We start from the raw sequence: 18,005 nt of genomic DNA, 5'->3' as shown, positions 1-18,005 counted from the left end.
CCCGCCGGGAGACCCGGCGGGCGTGCGGCTCACGGTAGGAGTTCGAGTGCTCTGGAGGTCAACAGTGGGATCGCCGCACCGGGCTCGGTGACGGCGACCGACGGGGACGGTCAGGGCGCGGGGAGCGGATCCGGCGTGGGCGGGCGCTCGACGGTCAGCGGCAGCAGCACCCGGAAGACCGTGTCGCCGGGCTCGCTGCGCACCCGGATGTCGCCGTGGTGCTTGTGCACGACGATCCGGTACGAGATGTCCAACCCCAGACCGGTGCCGCTGCCCACCGGCTTCGTGGTGAAGAACGGCTCGAAGATGCGCGGGCGCACCTCCGGCGGAATGCCCGAGCCGGTGTCGGCGACCTCCACGGCGAGCAGCTCACCCGCCCGCTCGGTGCGGACCGTCAGCGTCCCCGTCTCCCCCATCGCGCCCAACGCGTTGTCGATGAGGTTGGTCCAGACCTGGTTCAGCTCCGCGGCGTACGCGGGCACGGGCGGCAGGCTCCGGTCGTACTCCTTGACGAGCCGGACCCCGGCGGGGATCTTCGCCTTGAACATCACGAGCGTGGCGTCGAGCAGGTCGTGCACGTCGACGACCTGGAACGGCGCGCGGTCGAGTTGGGAGTACTGCTTGGCGGCGCCGACCAGGCCGGAGATCCGGGTGACCGCCTCACCGATCTCCCGCATCAGCAGCTCGGTCTCGACGGTGTAGGTGAGCCACCGGATCGCCGTCTCCAGGTCGGCCTGGCCGACGCTGGTGCGCACCCGGGTCAACCACTCGGTGTCCGCGCCGCCGCTGACCAGGATCGGCGCCAGGTCCCAGGCTGCCCGAACCCCGTGCTCGTCCAGCCAGTCGGTCAGCGTGTCCTCGGCGTCGGCGACGGCCATCGGGCTGAGCTTCGGCGCGCCCGCCACCCGGGCCACCGCCTCCTCCTGCAACTCCACGAGACGGTGCAGGCCACTGCCGTCGAGGCGGCCGTCGGCGATCATCGCGAGCTTGCTCCGGATCGCGGCGACCCGGTCGCGCAGCACCGAGGTCGCCCGCACCGCCGCGGCGGCCGGGTTGTTCAGCTCGTGGGTGAGGCCGGCGGAGAGCGAGCCGAGGGCGAGCAGCCGTTCCCGCTCCCCCACCAGGGTCTGGGTGTTGCGCATCCCGATGAAGAGCCCCTCCAGCAGGTGCATCGCCATCGGGAACCAGGTGCGGACGGCCTGCGCGAAGCTCTCCGCGGGGAGCACGAAGAACTCGGCGTCGGTGTTCGCGCGCATCGTGTTGCGGTAGACCTGCTCGGTCTCGCCGTCGAGGTACGCCTGGGTGGCCCCGCCGTACACCCCCCGCTGGGCGGTCCGGTTCAGCTCCACCTCGTCGTCGCCGACCCGCCGGCTGAGCGTCACCGAGCCGGAGAGCAGGACGAAGAAACAGGTCGCGGCCTCGCCCTCGCCGAACACGACAGTGCCGCCGGCGCGCTGCTCCGTCCGGCCGTGCTCCGCCAGCCAGGCCAGCTGGTCGTCGCCGAGCGACTCGAACAGGAACAGGGTGCGCAGCTGCTCCGGCGTGAGCCGGTCGGTCGGGGTGCTCACTGCGCCTCCAGGTAGCGGTGCACCAGCGACACGGCCATCGCCCCTTCGCCCACGGCGGAGGCGACGCGCTTCACCGACTGGGAGCGCACGTCGCCGGCGGCGAAGACCCCCGGCAGGCTGGTCTCCAGGTGGTACGGGTCGCGCTGCAGCGCCCAGCCGGCCGGCGGCCTGCCGTCGGTGACCAGGTCGGGGCCGGTGACGATGAAGCCGCGCCGGTCCCGGGCCAGCACCCCGTCCAGCCACTCCGTCCTCGGCTCCGCCCCGATGAAGACGAAGAGCCAGGAGGTCTGCGCGGTGCGTACCTCGCCGGTGCGGCTGTCGCAGATCGTGATCCGTTCGAGGTGGTCGCCGCCGGCCGCGCCGACCACCTGGGTGTGCGGGTGCACGGTGATCCGGTCGCTCTGCTCCAGCTGGTCGATCAGGTAACGCGACATGGAGGCGGTCAGGTCGGGGCCCCGAACCAGCAGGTGCACCCGGGCGGCGTAGCGGGAGAAGAAGACCGCCGCCTGACCGGCGGAGTTGGCCCCGCCGACGATGTAGATCTCCTCGTCGACGCAGTTCGGCGCCTCCGTGGAGACGGCTCCGTAGAAGACCCCCCGACCGGTGAAGTCACCCACGCCGGGGGCGTCGAGCACCCGGTAGGAGACGCCGGTGGCGAGTACCACGGTGTGCGCGGCGATCTCGGTGCCGTCGCCGAAGCGGAGCAGGCGGGCGCCGCCGGCCTCGGTCAACCCGACCACCTCCCGGGTGCTGAGCAGCTCGGCGCCGAACTTGAGCGCCTGCCGGCGGGCCCGGTCGGTGAGCTGGGCGCCGGAGACGCCGTCGGGGAAGCCCAGGTAGTTCTCGATCCGGCTGCTCTGCCCGGCCTGCCCGCCGGTGGCGCGCCGCTCCACCAGCACCGTACGCAGCCCCTCCGACGCCGCGTACACGGCCGAGCCGAGACCGGCCGGGCCGCCGCCGACCACCACCACGTCGTAGAAGTCGGTGGTCGGCTCCACGGCGAGCCCCACCACGCTGGCGAGCTCGGCCGCCGATGGCGCGATCAAGGTCTTGCCCTCGGCGGTGACCACCAGCGGCACGTCCGTCTCACTGGCACCGGCGGCGGCGAGCAACCGGGCGCCCTCCGGGTCGTCGGTGAGCAGCCAGCGGTACGGGATGAGGTTGCGGGCCAGAAAGTCACGGATCTTGAACGAGGGGGCGGACCAGCGGTGCCCCACCACGCGGATCTCGGTCAGCGCCGCGTCCGGGGTGGCCGCCCAGGCGTCGAGCAGACCGTCCACGACCGGGTAGAGCTTCTCCTCCGGCGGGTGCCAGGGCTTGAGCAGGTAGTGGTCCAGGTCGACGACGTTGATCGCCTCGATCGCGGCGTCCGTGTCGGCGTACGCGGTGAGCAGCACGCGGCGGGCGGCGGGGAAGAGGTCCATCGCCGCCTCGAGAAACTCGATTCCGGTCATCTCGGGCATCCGGTGGTCGGCGAGGAGCAACGCCACCTGTTCCCCGCGCAACTTGATCTCGCGTAGCGCGTCCAGCGCCTCCGGGCCCGACCCGGCACGCACCACCCGGTACCGCTCGCCGTAGCGGCGACGCAGGTCGCGTGCCACCGCCCGGGAGACCACCGGGTCGTCGTCGACGGTCAGGATCACCGGGTTCGCCATGGCGCCCATGAAACCACCTCCCGCCGCGTCGGTCACCGGCACCTCGGCGAGGCGTACCCGGGAAGAGGCGTGGTACCGCGGTGTCGCACGAATGGCAGGCGTCGGGGCGGGTAACCGGGGCCGGGCGCCGGCGGGGCGCCGCGGCCCGGGCTGCCGTAGACACCTCCGGGGGGTCAATGTCGCAGACGCCAGCGCCCTCGGCCGGGCCGGCGGGGGCCGGCGAGGTCGTGGAGCTACGGGTGCACGGGGTCTCCGGGGCCGGCGCCGAGCAGGTGCTGGACCGGCCGCACGCGTACCAGGTCGCCGGGGACAGCAACGGGGGCTTCTTCCGCCCGCGGCCCGGTTACCCGGACAGCGCCGGCCCGGGCGGCGTCACGGTCGAGGCGTACCGCTGGAGCGATCTGCCCTCCGGCACCGCGGTGCGGACGTTGTCGCTGGTCTTCCTCCTGCCGTTCATGCTCTGCAACGTGTCGGCCTGGATGAGTCCGAACCCCACCGGCTCGCACACCCTGATGAAGGCGCTGTGCCGGCTGCTCGGGCTCACCCTGACCGGGCTCTACGTGCTCTCCATCGTCGGGGCCGCCCTGGATCTGGTCGCCTGGCAGTGCATGGCCGCGCCGCGCTGTGTCCGGGGCCGGGACTGGCTCTCCTGGCTCGGCACCCAGCCGATCGGGCTGCGCCTGGCGGTGCTCAGTCTCGTTCCGGCCGGGGCCATCGCCCTGATCTGGTGGCTCGGAGCGCGGCCCGGCCGCCCGTTCAACGTCTTCCGGCCACCGGCGGCCGCCGGGGCCGGCACGTACCGGCTCGGCGAGGTGGGCAAATGGGACTCGGCGCCACTCGGTGGGCGGCTGCGCTCGATCCACGTCGCGACCGCGTTCGCGACGCTCGACGCGAGCCTGCTCGCCGCCCGTCTCGGGCCCGGCGCCTCCCTGGTGTCGCTGGTGCTGGCGGTGCTGGTGGCGGCCGTCCTGGTGGCCTGCATGGCGATGGTCTGCGCCCGGAACCTGATCGACCATCCAGGGCCCCGTCCGACTGCGGATCTCGCCACGCGGGCGCTGCGCACGGTCACCTGCGGGCTGAGCGTGCTGGTCGTGGTGGTGATCCTGGTCGACCCGGCGCCGTGGCCGGCGGGGCTCGGCCTGCCCCGCTACGGCGCCACCCTGGCGTGGGTCTTCGTCGCCCAGACGCTGCTGCTCGCCGGCATCGGTCTCGTCGTACTGCGCAGCCGGGGCCTGCACCGCACGCGGCAGGGGTGGGGGGCGCCGGTCATCGCGGCGGTCGCCACGGGGCTGGCGGTGGCGTTCTCCTCCGAGCTGGTCTACCGGGTGGCGGACCTGCTCAATCGGGACCAGCCGACGGCCGAGCGGCTGATGATCAGCCCGCCGCCGGCGTACAAGTGGGCGATCTTCGGATTCGGGCTGGCGGTGCTCGGCACGCTGATCATGGCTGGGGTGGTGATCCTCGTCTCCGGGCGGAGCAGGTACCGCATCGCCGCGAGGATCGTCGCCGACGACTTCCCCGACGCGCCGCCGGAGGCGGGGCCGCGCCTGCGGCAGGTCCAGCGGACCATCGCCCGGGCCCGGTTCACCGAGCACCTGGAGCCGATCACCATGGTGTACGCCTGCCTCATCGGGCTGGGCCTGGCGACCAGCGTCCTCGGGCTGATGGGGCGGTTCCCCGCGGACATCGTCCAGGGCTACCTCGGGATCCCGGGCGACCTGGTGAACTTCTTCCTGGGCGCGGGGAGCTACGTGATCGCCGCGATCCTGCTCGGCCTGGTCATCGGCGGCATCTTCGCCTACCGGACCGCCGAGTTCCGCCGGTACGTCGGGGTGATCTGGGATCTGGGCACCTTCTGGCCGCGCGGCAGCCACCCCTTCGCACCACCCTGTTACGCGGAGCGGGCGGTGCCCGAGCTGGCCCGACGGATCACCTACCTGGTCGGGCGGGGCAACCGGGTGCTGCTCTCCGGGCACAGCCACGGGTCGGTCCTGCTCGCGGCGGCCGTGCTGCAGCTGCCCGACGGGGTGGGCGAACGGGTCGCCCTGCTCACCTACGGCTCACCGCTGCGCCGGCTCTACTCCCACCTCTTCCCGGCCTACGTCGACGAGGACGTGCTGCGGGAGGTGGGCAGGCGAGTCGGCTGGCGGTGGATCAACATCTGGCGGGACACCGACCAGATCGGCAGTTGGATCTTCTCCCCGCACCGGGAGGGCGACCCGGAAGCGGCGGACGACCCGGCCGCCTCGGTGGATCGGCGGCAGATCGACCCCCGCGACGTGGTGGCGCCGCCGAGCGACAGCGTGCCACCACCGATGTTCGGGCACTGGCCGGGCGAGTCCGACGACCGGCTCACCGAGTCAGTCCGGGAACTCGCCGGGCGGCTGCGCACCGAGACCTCCTGACCGCCGCAACGCGCCCCGGCTGCTCGACCGGGCGCGGGCGGGTCAGCCGGGTGGGCCGGCCGGCACTGCGGCGGTGACCTCGACCTCGATCACCGCGCCGGGCAGGAAGAGCCGACTCACCTCGACGGTGGTGCTGGCCGGTGGCGGCGTCCCGGTGAAGAGTCGCCGCCGGACGGCCGCGTACCCGGGCAGATCGTCGAGATCGGTGAGGAAGCTGCGGATGTGCAGCACGTCGGCGAGGCCGGCGCCGTGCGCCGCGAGCACGCCGTCGACGATCTCGAAGATCCGCTCGGACTGTGCGACGACGTCACCCGGCGCGACCACCAGGCCGTCGTCGTCGACGCCGACCTGGCCGGCGAGCAGCAGCAGGGCACCACCGGTCAGATCGAGCCGGGCCACGTGCGCGAACCGGTCCCGGAAGGGCGCGGCCACGGTGTGCGGGTTGTCCAGGACGATTCTCACGAAGGCTCCTCGGCGGTGCGGGCGGCGATGTCCGCCCCCGCGTCGGGTGCGGTGGCCAGCGCCGCCCGCGCGGCGCCGACCAGGGGCGCGGCAGCCCCGGCGAGCTGGTCGAGCACGAGGCCGAGATCCTTCTCGGCCAGCGTGACGGGAAAGTCGGCGTCGGTCGTGGTGGCCCGGGCGAGCGCTGCGCCGAGCGGACCGTCGCCGAGCAGGTTCAGCGCGACGTCCCGGTCCAGGCCGACGGATCGGGCGACGGCGAGCGCGTCGGCGACGCCGGTGACCCCGATCAGCAGCGCCGTGTTGAGCACCAGCTTGGCCGCCGCGCCGCTGCCGGTGGGGCCCAGATGGCGTACGGTGCCGAGAGCTTCCAGCAGCGGGCGGACGCGCTCGACGGCGGTGGCCGATCCACCGGCGTACACCCGGAGCCGCCCGGTCGCCGCGGCGGCGACGCTCCCTCCGACCGGGGCGTCGACGAGGTGCACCCCGGTCGGGAGCCGGTCGACGACGGCTCGGACCGCGGCCGGGCCGATGGTGGACATCTCGACGAGACAGCTACCCGACGCGAGCGCCGCCGCGGCGCCGGCCGGTCCGAACAGGACGGTGTGCACGGCCGTCGGGTCGGCCAGCATGGTGACGGCGACGTCCACCCCGGCGACGGCGTCGGCGGGCGAGTCGGCGACCGCGATGCCGGCGCGGCGCAGCGGTTCGGTACGGCCGGCCGTGCGGTTCCAGACCGTCACCGAGTGGCCGGAGGCGAAGAGGCGCTGGGCCATGGCCGCCCCCATCCGCCCGGTGCCGAGTACGGCGATCTTCAACATGACTGGAACCGTAGGCGGCCGCTCGGCATGCGACCAGCGAATGATCGGCATGCCTGCCATGCACATACGGCATGTCAGCGGCTAACGTTCGCCGCATGCAGATCGAGGCGCTCGACGTGCTGCGGACCGTCGCCCGGCACGGGTCGATCACGGCAGCGGCGCGGGAGCTCCGCTACACCCAGTCGGCCGTGTCCCGGCAGATCGCCGCGCTCGAAGCGGAGTTCGGGGTGGTGCTCTTCGACCGGTTGCCGCGCGGCGTGACCTTGACCGAGGAGGGACGCCACCTGCTCCCGCACGCCGAGGCGGTGCTCGACCGACTGACCACCGCTCGCCGCGAGCTCGACGCGCTGCGTGGGCTGGGCGCCGGCCGCCTTCGGGTGGGCGCCTTCCCGACCGCCGTGGCCGCGCTCGTGCCACGCGCCCTGGCGGACTTCCGCGCCGCGTACCCCGACGTCGGCGTCTCCCTGGTGGAGGACCGGACGCCCGCCCTGCTGGAACGGCTGCTCGCCGGCGACACGGATCTCGCTGTGGTGAGCGCCCCACCCGACCAACCCCTCGACACCACCCGCTTCGACCTGCGTCACCTGCTCGACGAGCGCCTGCTGGTGGCGGTCCCCCGCCGGCACGCGCTCGCCGGGCGCGACACGGTACGCCTGGCCGAGCTGGCCGAGGAGTCCTTCATCGCGGGCTCCACGGATCAGGCGGATCCGCTCATGCGGGCCAGCATGCCGCCCGGCTTCCGGCCGCGAATCGACATCGTCGCCGCCGACTGGACCGGAAAGCTGGGCTGTGTGAGCGCGGGACTCGGCGTCGCGCTGATCCCCGCACTGGCCGTCCGGGCCGCCCCCGCCGACCTCGCCCTACTCCGGCTGCACCCCGACGACGCGCCGACCCGGCAGGTCTACGCGGCCGTGGTCGCCCACCGCCACCGACCCCCCGCCGTAGCCGCGCTGCTCCCCCTCCTGGCCGAGGTGGCCGCCACGCTCTGACCCGACCCGACCCGACCCGACCCGACCGCTCGCCGCCGCCCGCCCCGGCGCGGCCCGGCGGACGGTCGCGCACCGGCGCGGCCCTGCGGACGGTCGCGCGGCGGCGAGGTCCGGCGGACGGTCGTGCGGCGGCCGCTGGGGGCTCGCCGCAAGCGAGGCGGGTAGCGCGCCCGCGTCCGGCTATCCTCGGCCGGGTGAACGCCTCGAAGCAGCCCGAGCGCCGGCTGATCGCCGCGAACAAGAAAGCGCGGCACGACTACACGATCCTCAAGACGTACGAGGCCGGGATCGTGCTGGCCGGCACCGAGGTGAAGTCGCTCCGGGAGGGGCGCGCGTCGCTGGTCGACGCGTTCGCCCAGGAGCGCGACGGCGAGATCATGCTGTACGGACTGCACATCGCCGAGTACGGCTACGGCACGTGGACCAACCATCAGCCGCGGCGCACCCGCAAGCTGCTGCTGCATCGGGTGGAGATCGAACGCATCCTCGCCAAGGTCCGGGAGGGCGGGATCACGCTCGTGCCGCTGTCGATGTACTTCGAGAACGGCTGGGCCAAGGTGGAGCTGGCGCTCGCCCGGGGCCGCCGCTCGTACGACAAGCGTCAGGCCCTGGCCGAGCGGGACGCCAACCGGGAGATCGCCCGGGAGTTCGGCCGTCACCTCAAGGGCCGCACGAAGCGGGCCTGACGCCGGCCCGCGTCCGTCACCGGTGACCGCCCTGGGCGCCGGGACCGCCGAGCACCGGTAGCACCCGGCCGAGGCCGGCGGCGGGACCAGGGCAGGCGGACAGCTCCGGTGCGGCGTGTCCGGAATGGGCACGCCGTGGCGCGTTGACTGATTCCCCACGCCGTGTTGTGCTCGACTCTCAACCGTTAATGGAAACGGTTGTCATTGCTGAATGGAGGATGAGCATGTCCCTCACCGTCCCACCGGCCCTGCTCGACGCCGCCGAACGCGGCCCGGTCGACGACGCCGACTTCGTCGCCTGCGTACGGGCCTCCCTGCCGTACGCCTGGGAGACCGTCAGCCGCGTGGTCGCCGACCTCGACGCCGGCGGAGCCGAACGCGCCGACAACCTGGTGCCGCCGCCGACCGAGGCGGACCGGGGGCAGTTGCTGCGCGCGCTGGCCAGCGACGCCATCCGGGCCGGGCTGGAGCGGCACTTCAAGGTGAAGCTGGCGTTCCAGAACTGCCACCGGGTCGCCGCGTTCCGACCAGCGGCGGTCGACTCGGCCGCGTACCGCGAGTTCGTCTCGCCGCGCGGTCAACTGCTCAACCAGTCACCCGAGCTGCGCAACTGCTGACCCGAGCCGCTGCCCGGGCCGGATGGTCCGGGCGGCGGCGCGCCGCGCCCTCGCCGGCCTTGGACCCGAGGCCGGAGGGGCCGGTGCAGACCTTCGAGACAGCGAGCTGCTGACTCCGCCGAGACCCGGTTCGGCGATGTCACTCCGGCATGTAGATCACGGGCAGTTCGCCGTCGCCGTAGCTGGTCTCGCGGGTCAGGATCGATGCGTCGTGATCGAAACTGGCCATGACGGTGGTGGCGAGGTCGACGCGGCCGGTGTAGCTGCGCCAGTAGCTCAGTTCCTGCCAGGAGTGGCCGCTGGTGGAGAGCACCGCGCAGGCGTCGAGGGCCAGCAGCCGGTGCAGGGCGGCCCGGTCCTTCGGGTCGCCGACGAGGGCCAGGGCTTCAACGGCGGTGATGGCGGTGACGCCGAAGCGGTTGCGATCCTCAATGACCTCGTGCAACGGCTCGCCGACGTGCAGGGAGCCGGCGACGTAGGCAAGCAGCGCCGACCGGTCCAACAGCAACCGGACCGGCCGGTCGTCGTCGGGGCTCACGCGGCCGGCTGCTGGCGGGTGCTGTCGGCCTCGTCGAGCAGGTGCTGGCGTACCCGGTCGCGCACGGACTGGCGGCGCTCGGCCGGCCACTCGGCCTCGACGGCGGCCCGGCGGGCGCGGGCTTCGGCCACCCCCTGCTCGCTGATCTCGATACCGGTGTGCGCCAACTCGGCGTCCAGGGCGTCCAGGCGCATCCGGTCACGGACCGCCTGGGTGACATAGGCGGAGGCGTTGGGTTCCTGCTCCAGGCGCTCGGCGACGTCCGGCGGAACAGAGATCGACAGCTTCCTCACCGGCTTGGTCATACCGAGAAGCATATGCCAGTAGCACCGCGAGTTGGCTGTGAACCACGGTGAGCGATCGTCGCCTCCGTCAGCAGCGCACGGGTCGGCCGGGACAGGGCGCGCCGACGCGACTCGGCACGCCGAGCTCGACGACGCGAAGGATCGCCCGAGCCGGATCAGTCGGCGAGCAGGTCGGCGTGGGCGGCCCGGAGCCGGGCCAGGGCTCGGTCGCCGGGTTCGGCCCGCCGGTCGAGCTCGGCCCACGCCTGTGCCAACGCGGCCCGGACCGCGCGCAGCTCGGCGGCGTGCCGACGGCTGCTCTGCTGGCGCTGCTCCTCCAGGCGGCGGGCCCAACCGGCGGTGACCGCGGCGAGCCGGTCGGCGTCGGCGGTGGTCTGGGCGAGGGTGCGCGCCGCACCGGCCGGCACGATCGCGGCGACCGGGCGCGGATCACCGTCGCGGGTCACGACCGTGACCGCGCCGGTCAACTCGGCGAGCGCCACGAGCTGGGTGAGCCGGGTGCGCACCTCGCGCAACGGCAGGGATCGCGGCTGATCGGGGTGGGGGGTCAGCGCGGAGACGGCCATGGATGCATGCTGCCGCGGGGGTACGACAGAAAGGCGTCGACCGCCGCGACGCGACACGGATGGCGTGCGGTCACGGACCGGACCTCGCCGGTCACCCGACGGGGCGCGGATCCTTTTCCGGCTCGCCACCCTCGACGGGGAACGACGCTCGCCACTCGTCGGCGAGCACCGACCAGACCTGGATGTCGATCCGGCCGGACGGTCCCGGGTATACCGCGCGGAGTGTGCCCTCGTGCCGCAGCCCCAGCCGACGGGCCAGAGCGATGCTGCGAACGTTGTCGGGCTTGGTGCGCCACTCCACCCGGTGGACGCCGCGCTCGCGCACCGCCCAGTCGACGACGTGGCGTACCGCCCGGAAGACCAGCCCGTGGCCCTGGGCCGACGGTTCGAGCCAACAACCCACCTCGCAGACGCCGAGCGAGACGTCGAACGAGACCAGCATGACGCCGCCGACGAGCGTGTCGCGCCGCCACAGCCCCCAGATCCCGCCGGCGTCGCGGGCCCAGCGGTCCGCGTACCGGCGCAGCACCGCCCGGGCCGAGTCGAGGTCGGTGGCCACGAAGGACGGTCCCACCCAGGGCGCGATGTGCTCCCGGGCGCGGTCGAGGTGGGCGAGGAACTCCTCGGCCCGCCAGGGTTCGAGCGGACGCAGCTCGACATCGGAGGTGAGGCGCAGCGCGAACACGGCACTCCCGTGGGTGATCGAGGGTCGGGACGAGCCGATCATGTCGCCTGCGGGCCGCCCCGGCCACCCGGTTTCGCACCCTGGACGTCCGGGGCCGGACCGTGCCGCCGACGGCCCGTCGCGGGGCCGCCGGCGGCACGGCGGGAACTCAGCGACGGCGCAGCTGGGAGACGATCGTCGGGTCGGTGACCTCGGTGTCCCGGGCGAGCAGCAGCGCCTTGCTGAGCACGACACCGAGCATCCGGTCGCCCTCGAACGGCAGGAAGAGCTCACCGTTGCCGGCGGACCCCGACTGCTGCGGCACGATGCAGAGGTACTCGTCGTTGGGGCTCATCAGGATGTTCCCCGACCCGAGGTGGATCTTGTATGTGCGCAGGTCGCCACGGACCACGAGGAAGCGCCCCTCCATCCGGCACCGGTCGGCGACGGCCAGCCGGGGCAGCAGCCGGGTGAGCAGGTCCCGCCGGGTCTCGGCGGTCGCCGACAGCTCACCGAAGCTGTACGACTGCCAGTACTCCCGGTAGCGGCCCTCCGGCCCGCCGTCCTGCCAGGTCGGGTCGTTGCCCACACTGGCCACCCCGACGAAGAGGTCGATGTCCCGCATGACCTCGCTGAAGACCAGCGGCGGGATCTGCTCCAGCGGCAGCGGGCCGGTCGGCTCGCTGCCCCCGGGGATCCACTGCGCGTACCCGCCACCGCCGGCGTGCGCGCTGTTCTCCGCGGCGCCGAGCGGGTAGAAGCGGACCTGGTCGGTGACCACCCGCAGGTAGGTGCCGGTGTCGGTGGCGTCGGTGTCGTAGTCGTCACCGGCCCCCTCCACCCAGTACTCGGCGCGCAGCCCCCACTCGGGCAGCTCACGGGTCGCCGGAGGGTACTCGTCGTCCACCATCAACCGGAGTCGGTTGCGCCACCCCCGCACCGCGGCGAGCGCGTGAAACTGGTGCTGGCGCAGCACGTGCGCGGCGAACCGGTTGGAGTAGACCTCGGTGCGCTCCTCGGCGGCGGTGAGCAGGTAGACCTCCCGGTGCGCCTGCTTGAACGGCTGCACCACGGCGTGGCGCTCCAGCCACTCGCGCCAGCCGAGCACCTCGGCGACGTCACGGCCGATCGGGTGCCAGATCGTCACCTCGGCGTCGTCGGCCGCCGTGACCGGCGCGCCGTCGACGGTGCGCAGCGCGTCGTCGGCGTAGCCGCACGGCACGCCGTCGACGAGCCAGATCAGCCGCCGCCCGAGCGTGCCGACCAGCGGGTGGTCCAGATACTGCGCCCGCCACGCCGCGTACCGCCAGCGCCGTCGGGCGAGGAACTGCCGGTCCAGCCGTTCGGCCTGCGCGGCCAGCATCTTCTCGATGTCCTTCGCCGCCGCCTTCAGCTCCCGCAACCGCTCCGGATGCTCGCGGCGGACCGCGGCGGGCACCGTCCGCACCGGACGGCCGGCGGCGTTGCGCCAGTGCAGCGCGACGTCGGCGCCCTGCACCACCAGCTCGGCGGTGACGTCGCCGAACGTCTCGACCCGCCGGCCCACGCGGGTCAGGTCGTACGTCGGCACCGCCAGCTCCTCGACCTCGGCCCGGGACAGCCCGAGCGCGGCGGCGCGCGCGTCGAGCGCCTTGTGCAGCTCCTTGAGCGTGCCCTTGAAGGTGACCCGGGTGGAGAGCCGGGCGAGCTGGGCCAGGGCCGGCTCGCCGTCGAGGCGGGCGAGCGCGTGGACCGCGGCGTTGGCCACCTTCGGGTTGCGCGGGCCGATCCCCGGAACCTTGCGCAGCGAAGTCTCCACCAGCCGCCCCAGCTCCCGGGCGACCTCGGCGTCCGCGCCTTCGGCGGCGAGCGCGAGCAGCCAGATGAGCCCACGCAGGGCCGTCGAGTTGTACGGGTCGTACGCCTGGGAGAAGTCCTGCTCGTGAGCGCGCGCGAGGATCGGGACGGTGCGGGGGCGACCGACCTGCGCCAGCCAGGTGAGCGCCGTCTTGCGGTAGAGGTCAGCCCCGACCCGGTCGAGCAGCGCGCGGGCCTGCCGATCCCATTTGTCGGAGGGGCGGGCGGAGGTCGCGCTCCGCGCGTGCGCCACCAGCTCCGGCCAGTCGGCGCCGAGCGCGGGCAGCTCGGCCAGCAGAAGGTCACTCCACGCCTCACCCGGGTTCAGCACCGGCTCCCGGACCCGCTGGAGCAGCTGCCGTACCAGACCGGTGGGTCCGTAGCCGGTGACCTCGGTGCGGCGCAGCACCGCGACGACCTCCCCGGGCAGAGTTCCGTCGGTCTCGTACACCACCTGGCACAGCTGGGCGTACTCGTCGGCGAGCCACCAGATCCACCGTCCGGTGGCGTGGTCGAGCAGCCGCCGGAGGTCGGCGACGGCGACCGCCTCGCCGAACCTGCGCAGCAGCAACGCCACGAGCGTGGTCAACGCCTCGGCCTCGGCCTCGCCGTCGGCGTCCGACGGGTCGCCCGCCGCGAGCCGGTCGACCAGGGCGGTGGCGAGCCGGGCCCGCCGGTCGTCGGGCAGCGCGTCGAGCGCACCCGCGATCCGGGGGCCCTCGTAGTACCAGCCGCCGTGGAAGTGCCGCGCGAGCCAGGCCAGCTCCGTGACGATCGCGGCGAGGTCGTCGCCGGTGGCGAGCCGCCGGAGCTTGGCGACGTGCTTGTCGTGGGCGCTCATCAGCCACCGACCAGCGGGACGAGCTTGAGGAAGCAGACCTCGGTGCCGGCGCGCAGCTGCACCTCCGTGTCGAGGTGGTCGACCTGCCGGTCGTCGACGAGCACCACGAACCCGTTCCGCCCGAACGCCTCGATCGCGCGATCGTACTGCTGCTCGGCGTCGACCCGGCGGGGCTCGCGCAACCGGTAGCCGTTGAGCGTGCGCTCGGCGTCGCTGGGCTGCACCAGGCCGCGGAAGACCTCGGGCTGCCCGGCGTTGTACTCGGCCACCTCCTGGAAGACCCGGCGGCGGATGAGTTCCCGCAGCGCCAGCCGCTCCTCGAAGATCTCCAGGTGCCACGCGTCGGCCTTGGCGCCGCTCGTGGTCTCGTCGATGAACTTGACCATCACCATGGCCGCGGAGTCTAGGGTCGGGCACCGACAGCGGGCGCCCCTGACGGCCGAGCCACCGGCACCGCACCCTCGACGGCCGCCCGGCGGGAAACCCGGTTGCCTCGCCGGGTCGGCGCTCCTAGCCTGCCGGGGTGCGGATCCGGGAGTTCGCCCCGCAGGACTGGGCGCAGGTGTGGCCGATCATCTCCGACGTCGTCCGGGCAGAGGAGACCTTCGTCTACGACCCGGCGCTGACCGCCGACGAGGCGTACGACCTATGGGTGGACGTCCCGCCGGGACGTACCGCGGTGGCGGTGGAGGGCGAGCGGGTCCTCGGTACGGCCAAGATGGGCCCCAACCGCCCCGGGCCCGGCTCGCACGTCTCCACCGCGAGCTTCATGGTGGCGGCGGACGCGCGCGGTCGCGGTGTGGGCACCGCGCTCTGCCGGGACGCGCTGGACTGGGCGCGGCGGCAGGGGTACGCGGGCATGCAGTTCAACGCGGTCGTGGAGACCAACCGGGCGGCCGTCGAGGTGTACCTGCGGGAGGGTTTCACGGTGGTCGGCACCGTGCCGGGCGCGTTCCGGCACCCCACCCTCGGCCGGGTCGGCCTGCACGTCATGTACTGCGAGTTCTGACCGGGCCGGTCTTTCCCGGCCGGGCTCAGCCGGCGATCCGCCCGTGCACCACCAGCGCCCAGGTGAGCAGCACGAAGCCGGCGGTCGAGGCGACCGCGCGCACCAGGTTCCAGCGGATCCACGCCGGGGCGAACCGGTCCCGCGCCGCCGCGACGTCGGCGAGCCGATCGGGGTCACCGACCCGGGCGAGCGCGTTGTTCAGCGGCACGTTGAGCGCCATGGTGACCACCAGGACGACCAGGTAGAGCACCAGCGCCGCCACGATCCAGGGCAGCGCCGCGCTCCAGTCGCCGCTCGCGTGCAGGGCCGCGGCCGCGCCGGTGAAGAGCAGTGCGCCGAAGAAGCAGCCGAGGAACCAGCCGTTGAGGATGGCCTCGTTGATCCGCTGCATGGCGAGGACCAGCGTGCGGGCGTCGGCGCGCACCAGGCCGGGCATGACGGAGTAGGCGAACGCGGCGAAGAGGCCGGCCATCAGGCCCGTGGTCACCGTCGCGGCGAGCAGGCTCAGCGTGCGCAGGATGGTCATCGGGTCATTAGACGCGCCGTCGGGGCGTCCGGGCCACCCCGGTCGCCCCGACGGCGTCGGCCTCAGGCGCGGGCGCGTACGGGGCCAGCGGATTGACCAGCGTGCCGACGAACTGCAGCGCCGCCGACGGGTCGGCGAGGTCGACCATCTGCTGGTTGTTGCGCAGCTGGAGCCGGTTCAGGCAGGAGAGCGCGAACTCCGGCGCGAACAGGTCGTACCGGGCGATCCGCTCGGCCAGGTGCGGGACGCTCGCCAGGTAGTCGGCGGCGCAGCCGGCCACCGTGCGCCAGAAGGTCTCCTCGGTGAGCGTGCCGGCCTCGGCCAGCACCGCGCAGAGGTGCCGCAGGTAGCAGTCCACGACGTCGGTGAAGATGGCGAGCAGCCGCTCCTCCTCCGGCACGTCGGCCCGGATCCGCTCGACCGCCGGCGGCAGCGGCCGGTCGGGGCTCATCACGACGATCTCCTCGGCGATGTCCTTGAAGATCGCCCGCTCGACGGTGTCCTGGTCGTCGAGGACGAGGATCACGTTCTCGCCGTGCGGCATGAAGGCCAGGTCATAGGCGTAGAAGGCGTGCAGCAGCGGGGTCAGGTAGGCGTCCAGGTAGCGGCGCAGCCACGCCTGCGGCGTCAGCCCGGACCGGGCGACGAGGGCGGCGGCGAGCGAACCGCCGTCGTGGTCGACGTGCAGCAGCGAGGCCATGGTGGCCAAGCGCCGCCCCGGCCCCAGGCTCGGCACCGGGCTCTCCCGCCAGAGCGCGGCGAGCATCTTCCGGTACGGCGAGTACCGGTCGGTGGCCGCCTCGTACTGCTGGTGCCGGTAGCCGACGGCGGCCCGCTCCCGCAGCACGGTGAGCCCGGTCGCGGTGAAGACCTCGTCGGCGGCGATCAGGTCGGCGAGCCAGTCGTTGATGGCCGGGGTGCCCGCCATGTACGCGGCCGAGAGCCCCCGCATGAACCCCATGTTGAGCACGGAGAGCGCGGTCTTGACGTAGTGCCGGTGCGGGTCGGTGAGGTTGAAGAAGGTGCGGATGGACTGCTGGGCGAGGTGTTCGTCGGGCCCGGGACCGAGGCAGACCAGGCGACGCTGCGCCACCTCGCCGGCGAAGGTGACGGCGATCCGGTTCTGCCACTGCCACGGGTGGACCGGGATCAGCAGGTAGTCGTCCAGGTCGAGGCCGAAGCCGGCCAGAACGGCCTCGAACCGGGACAGCGTCTCGGCACCGAGCTCGCCGGTGATCAGGGCGTCGTAGTCGAGGTCGGCGCCGTGGCTGAACTGCGCGTGGTCGCGGTGCGCCGCGACCCAGACCAGCCGGACCGGGCGGGCCGCCTCTGGGGCGTACCGGTGGTACTCGTCGATGCCGAAACCGAGCCGACCGTTGTTCGCCACGAAGCAGGGGTGCCCCTCGGTCATCGAGGTCTCGATGGTCTGGAAGTCGGCCCCCGCGAGCTCCTTCGCGGTCGGCTGCGGGCGGTCCAGTTTGTACGCGATGCCGGCCAGCGTGGAGGTGATCTCCTCCAGGTAGACCGGGAGGACCTGGTCGGAGAGCCCGAGCGCCGCACGCAGCTCGATGATCAGGTCGACCGCGTCCAGCGGCAACTCGTCGTCGCCGCGGTGCCGGGTGATGCTGGCGGCGTCGATCTGCCAGTGCTCGAGGCTACGCACGACGGCGGCGAAGCGGTACGTCACCGCAGCGTCGTCGCTGCGCAGCACGTACCACTTCGGGGTGTCGCCGGAGCCGGCCGGCTCCGCGGCGGTGGCGCCGGAGGGCGCGGCCGTGGGTTCCGGGGCGAGCAGCCGTTCGTGAGTGAACTCGGCGAGGGCCTTGCGCACCAGCAGCCGGTTGGCTCGGGCCCAGTGCGCGGGGGCGAGGTGGGCGACGGGGTCGAACACGGTCACGCCGAGGCTCCGTCCGTGCTGGGTACGCCGGTGACGGCTGCGGGGCCGGGGCGGCTGGCCGAGCCGAGGCCGGTGGTGGTGTGGAAGCGGGCGCGGGTGCAGATGCTCAACAGGGCGTCCTTCTCGGGTTTCGTGACGGTGCCGACGACGTCGAAGCCGACGGCGGCGTTCAGCGCGTGCACGGCGGTGTTGCGCACGTCCGGCTCGACCACCACCCGTCGCGTCGACGGGTCGGCGAAGAGCCAGGCCATCACCGTGGTGATCACCGCGCGGGTGAAGCCGTGCGCGGGGGCGTCGGCGGGCGCGCAGAGGAAGTGCATGCCCACGTCGCCGGGGTGAGCGTCGTACAGGCCGACCAGCTCGACGCGCGCGGGGTCGTAGCGCTCGGCCAGGAAGGCCGGCCGGCCGCGCCAGTGGCCCAGGTACGCCTCGTGGTGCGGGTGCTCGGCGATGCGCCGGTACTCCTGCGTCACCTCGGCCACGTCGGCGTCCTGCATCAGCCAGAACGCGGCCTTGGGGTGGGTCACCCAGCAGTGCAGCAGCGCGGCGTCGGCCTCCGGCTCGACCGGCCGCAGGGTGAACTCACCCAACCGTGCGTCGAGCCGGCTGAAGACGACCTCGCC

Annotated in this window: 18 protein-coding genes; 5 read left to right on the top strand and 13 right to left on the bottom strand. The window is 73.4% G+C overall.

What is annotated here, in order from left to right:
• Positions 1-110: 110 nt before the first annotated feature.
• Positions 111-1,568 carry an ATP-binding protein gene (locus D7044_RS19420; protein WP_120689763.1) on the bottom strand — a complete coding sequence of 486 codons (1,458 nt, stop codon included), beginning with the start codon at positions 1,566-1,568 and terminating at the stop codon, positions 111-113.
• A complete protein-coding gene (locus D7044_RS19415) occupies positions 1,565-3,232 on the bottom strand; it encodes an NAD(P)/FAD-dependent oxidoreductase (RefSeq protein WP_233565046.1) in 1,668 nt (555 codons plus the stop codon). The genes D7044_RS19420 and D7044_RS19415 overlap by 4 nt, the downstream gene beginning before the upstream one ends.
• Before the next feature lie 167 nt (positions 3,233-3,399).
• Between D7044_RS19415 and D7044_RS33295 the strand changes: the two genes are divergently transcribed.
• Positions 3,400-5,628: a hypothetical protein gene (locus D7044_RS33295; RefSeq protein WP_120689762.1), complete on the top strand. Its 2,229-nt coding sequence runs from the start codon at positions 3,400-3,402 to the stop codon at positions 5,626-5,628.
• A 42-nt stretch (positions 5,629-5,670) separates the two neighbouring features.
• Here the strand turns inward: D7044_RS33295 and D7044_RS19405 are convergent, their stop codons facing one another.
• Both D7044_RS19405 and D7044_RS19400 read right to left on the bottom strand, forming a co-directional pair.
• Positions 5,671-6,090: a RidA family protein gene (locus D7044_RS19405; protein WP_120675079.1), complete on the bottom strand. Its 420-nt coding sequence runs from the start codon at positions 6,088-6,090 to the stop codon at positions 5,671-5,673.
• On the bottom strand, positions 6,087-6,908 hold the full coding sequence (locus tag D7044_RS19400; protein ID WP_120689761.1) for an NAD(P)-dependent oxidoreductase: 822 nt from the start codon (positions 6,906-6,908) through the stop codon (positions 6,087-6,089). Before D7044_RS19400 ends, D7044_RS19405 begins: the two co-directional genes overlap by 4 nt.
• A 95-nt stretch (positions 6,909-7,003) precedes the next feature.
• Between D7044_RS19400 and D7044_RS19395 the strand changes: the two genes are divergently transcribed.
• The 3 genes from D7044_RS19395 (at position 7,004) to D7044_RS19385 (ending at position 9,200) form a co-directional block, all read left to right on the top strand.
• Entirely contained in the window at positions 7,004-7,897 is an 894-nt protein-coding gene (locus D7044_RS19395) for a LysR family transcriptional regulator (protein ID WP_120689760.1), read from the top strand.
• A gap of 194 nt (positions 7,898-8,091) precedes the next feature.
• A complete protein-coding gene (gene smpB / locus D7044_RS19390; protein WP_120689759.1) occupies positions 8,092-8,583 on the top strand; it encodes an SsrA-binding protein SmpB in 492 nt (163 codons plus the stop codon).
• A 224-nt stretch (positions 8,584-8,807) separates the two neighbouring features.
• Complete coding sequence (locus D7044_RS19385) at positions 8,808-9,200, top strand: SCO5389 family protein (protein ID WP_120675071.1); 393 nt, start codon at positions 8,808-8,810, stop codon at positions 9,198-9,200.
• Positions 9,201-9,339: 139 nt separating this feature from the next.
• On the opposite strand, the gene D7044_RS19380 is transcribed toward D7044_RS19385, so the two are convergent.
• The 6 genes from D7044_RS19380 to D7044_RS19355 all read right to left on the bottom strand — a co-directional run bounded on the left by D7044_RS19380 (position 9,340) and on the right by D7044_RS19355 (position 14,342).
• Positions 9,340-9,738 (bottom strand): hypothetical protein, encoded by a 399-nt coding sequence (locus D7044_RS19380; RefSeq protein ID WP_120675069.1) that lies wholly within the window; start codon positions 9,736-9,738, stop codon positions 9,340-9,342.
• Positions 9,735-10,043: a hypothetical protein gene (locus tag D7044_RS19375; RefSeq protein WP_120675361.1), complete on the bottom strand. Its 309-nt coding sequence runs from the start codon at positions 10,041-10,043 to the stop codon at positions 9,735-9,737. Before D7044_RS19375 ends, D7044_RS19380 begins: the two co-directional genes overlap by 4 nt.
• 155 nt (positions 10,044-10,198) lie before the next feature.
• Positions 10,199-10,609 carry a type II toxin-antitoxin system Phd/YefM family antitoxin gene (locus tag D7044_RS19370; RefSeq protein WP_120675067.1) on the bottom strand — a complete coding sequence of 137 codons (411 nt, stop codon included), beginning with the start codon at positions 10,607-10,609 and terminating at the stop codon, positions 10,199-10,201.
• 91 nt (positions 10,610-10,700) lie between these two features.
• Positions 10,701-11,294, bottom strand: a complete 594-nt coding sequence (locus D7044_RS19365; protein ID WP_120675359.1) for a GNAT family N-acetyltransferase — start codon at positions 11,292-11,294, stop codon at positions 10,701-10,703.
• Positions 11,295-11,442: 148 nt separating this feature from the next.
• On the bottom strand, positions 11,443-13,950 hold the full coding sequence (locus D7044_RS19360) for a DUF4132 domain-containing protein (protein WP_120689758.1): 2,508 nt from the start codon (positions 13,948-13,950) through the stop codon (positions 11,443-11,445).
• Entirely contained in the window at positions 13,950-14,342 is a 393-nt protein-coding gene (locus D7044_RS19355) for a hypothetical protein (protein ID WP_120675063.1), read from the bottom strand. Before D7044_RS19355 ends, D7044_RS19360 begins: the two co-directional genes overlap by 1 nt.
• 131 nt (positions 14,343-14,473) lie before the next feature.
• Here D7044_RS19355 and D7044_RS19350 point away from each other — a divergent pair, with 131 nt between their 5' ends.
• A complete protein-coding gene (locus D7044_RS19350) occupies positions 14,474-14,959 on the top strand; it encodes a GNAT family N-acetyltransferase (protein ID WP_120689757.1) in 486 nt (161 codons plus the stop codon).
• Between the two features lie 25 nt (positions 14,960-14,984).
• Here D7044_RS19350 and D7044_RS19345 read toward each other — a convergent pair whose 3' ends face one another.
• Genes D7044_RS19345 through D7044_RS19335 form a run of 3 tightly spaced genes read right to left on the bottom strand, consistent with a single transcriptional unit; the run spans position 14,985 to position 17,972 of the window.
• Positions 14,985-15,485, bottom strand: coding sequence for an anthrone oxygenase family protein (locus tag D7044_RS19345; RefSeq protein WP_120689756.1), 501 nt, complete (start codon positions 15,483-15,485; stop codon positions 14,985-14,987).
• Between the two features lie 7 nt (positions 15,486-15,492).
• Positions 15,493-17,382: an IucA/IucC family protein gene (locus D7044_RS19340; RefSeq protein WP_120689755.1), complete on the bottom strand. Its 1,890-nt coding sequence runs from the start codon at positions 17,380-17,382 to the stop codon at positions 15,493-15,495.
• The gene (locus D7044_RS19335; protein WP_120675357.1) at positions 17,379-17,972 is read right to left on the bottom strand and encodes a GNAT family N-acetyltransferase; all 594 of its coding nucleotides are present in this window, start codon (positions 17,970-17,972) and stop codon (positions 17,379-17,381) included. The genes D7044_RS19340 and D7044_RS19335 overlap by 4 nt, the downstream gene beginning before the upstream one ends.
• Positions 17,973-18,005 lie beyond the last annotated feature (33 nt).

Source organism: Micromonospora musae (assembly GCF_003626635.1).
GTDB lineage: Bacteria > Actinomycetota > Actinomycetes > Mycobacteriales > Micromonosporaceae > Micromonospora > Micromonospora musae.
Note: the sequence above shows the minus strand (reverse complement) of the source record. Positions and strands in the feature narration are given on the sequence as shown.

What these genes read in the sequence shown, in the direction of transcription:
- D7044_RS19370 (WP_120675067.1), bottom strand. Translation starts at nt 10,609, where the DNA reads ATGGCCGTCTCCGCGCTGACCCCCCACCCCGATCAGCCGCGATCCCTG.
- D7044_RS19385 (WP_120675071.1), top strand. Translation starts at nt 8,808, where the DNA reads ATGTCCCTCACCGTCCCACCGGCCCTGCTCGACGCCGCCGAACGCGGC.
- D7044_RS19345 (WP_120689756.1), bottom strand. Translation starts at nt 15,485, where the DNA reads ATGACCATCCTGCGCACGCTGAGCCTGCTCGCCGCGACGGTGACCACG.
- D7044_RS19400 (WP_120689761.1), bottom strand. Translation starts at nt 6,908, where the DNA reads ATGTTGAAGATCGCCGTACTCGGCACCGGGCGGATGGGGGCGGCCATG.
- D7044_RS19375 (WP_120675361.1), bottom strand. Translation starts at nt 10,043, where the DNA reads ATGACCAAGCCGGTGAGGAAGCTGTCGATCTCTGTTCCGCCGGACGTC.
- D7044_RS33295 (WP_120689762.1), top strand. Translation starts at nt 3,400, where the DNA reads ATGTCGCAGACGCCAGCGCCCTCGGCCGGGCCGGCGGGGGCCGGCGAG.
- D7044_RS19355 (WP_120675063.1), bottom strand. Translation starts at nt 14,342, where the DNA reads ATGGTGATGGTCAAGTTCATCGACGAGACCACGAGCGGCGCCAAGGCC.
- D7044_RS19360 (WP_120689758.1), bottom strand. Translation starts at nt 13,950, where the DNA reads ATGAGCGCCCACGACAAGCACGTCGCCAAGCTCCGGCGGCTCGCCACC.
- D7044_RS19395 (WP_120689760.1), top strand. Translation starts at nt 7,004, where the DNA reads ATGCAGATCGAGGCGCTCGACGTGCTGCGGACCGTCGCCCGGCACGGG.
- D7044_RS19415 (WP_233565046.1), bottom strand. Translation starts at nt 3,232, where the DNA reads ATGGGCGCCATGGCGAACCCGGTGATCCTGACCGTCGACGACGACCCG.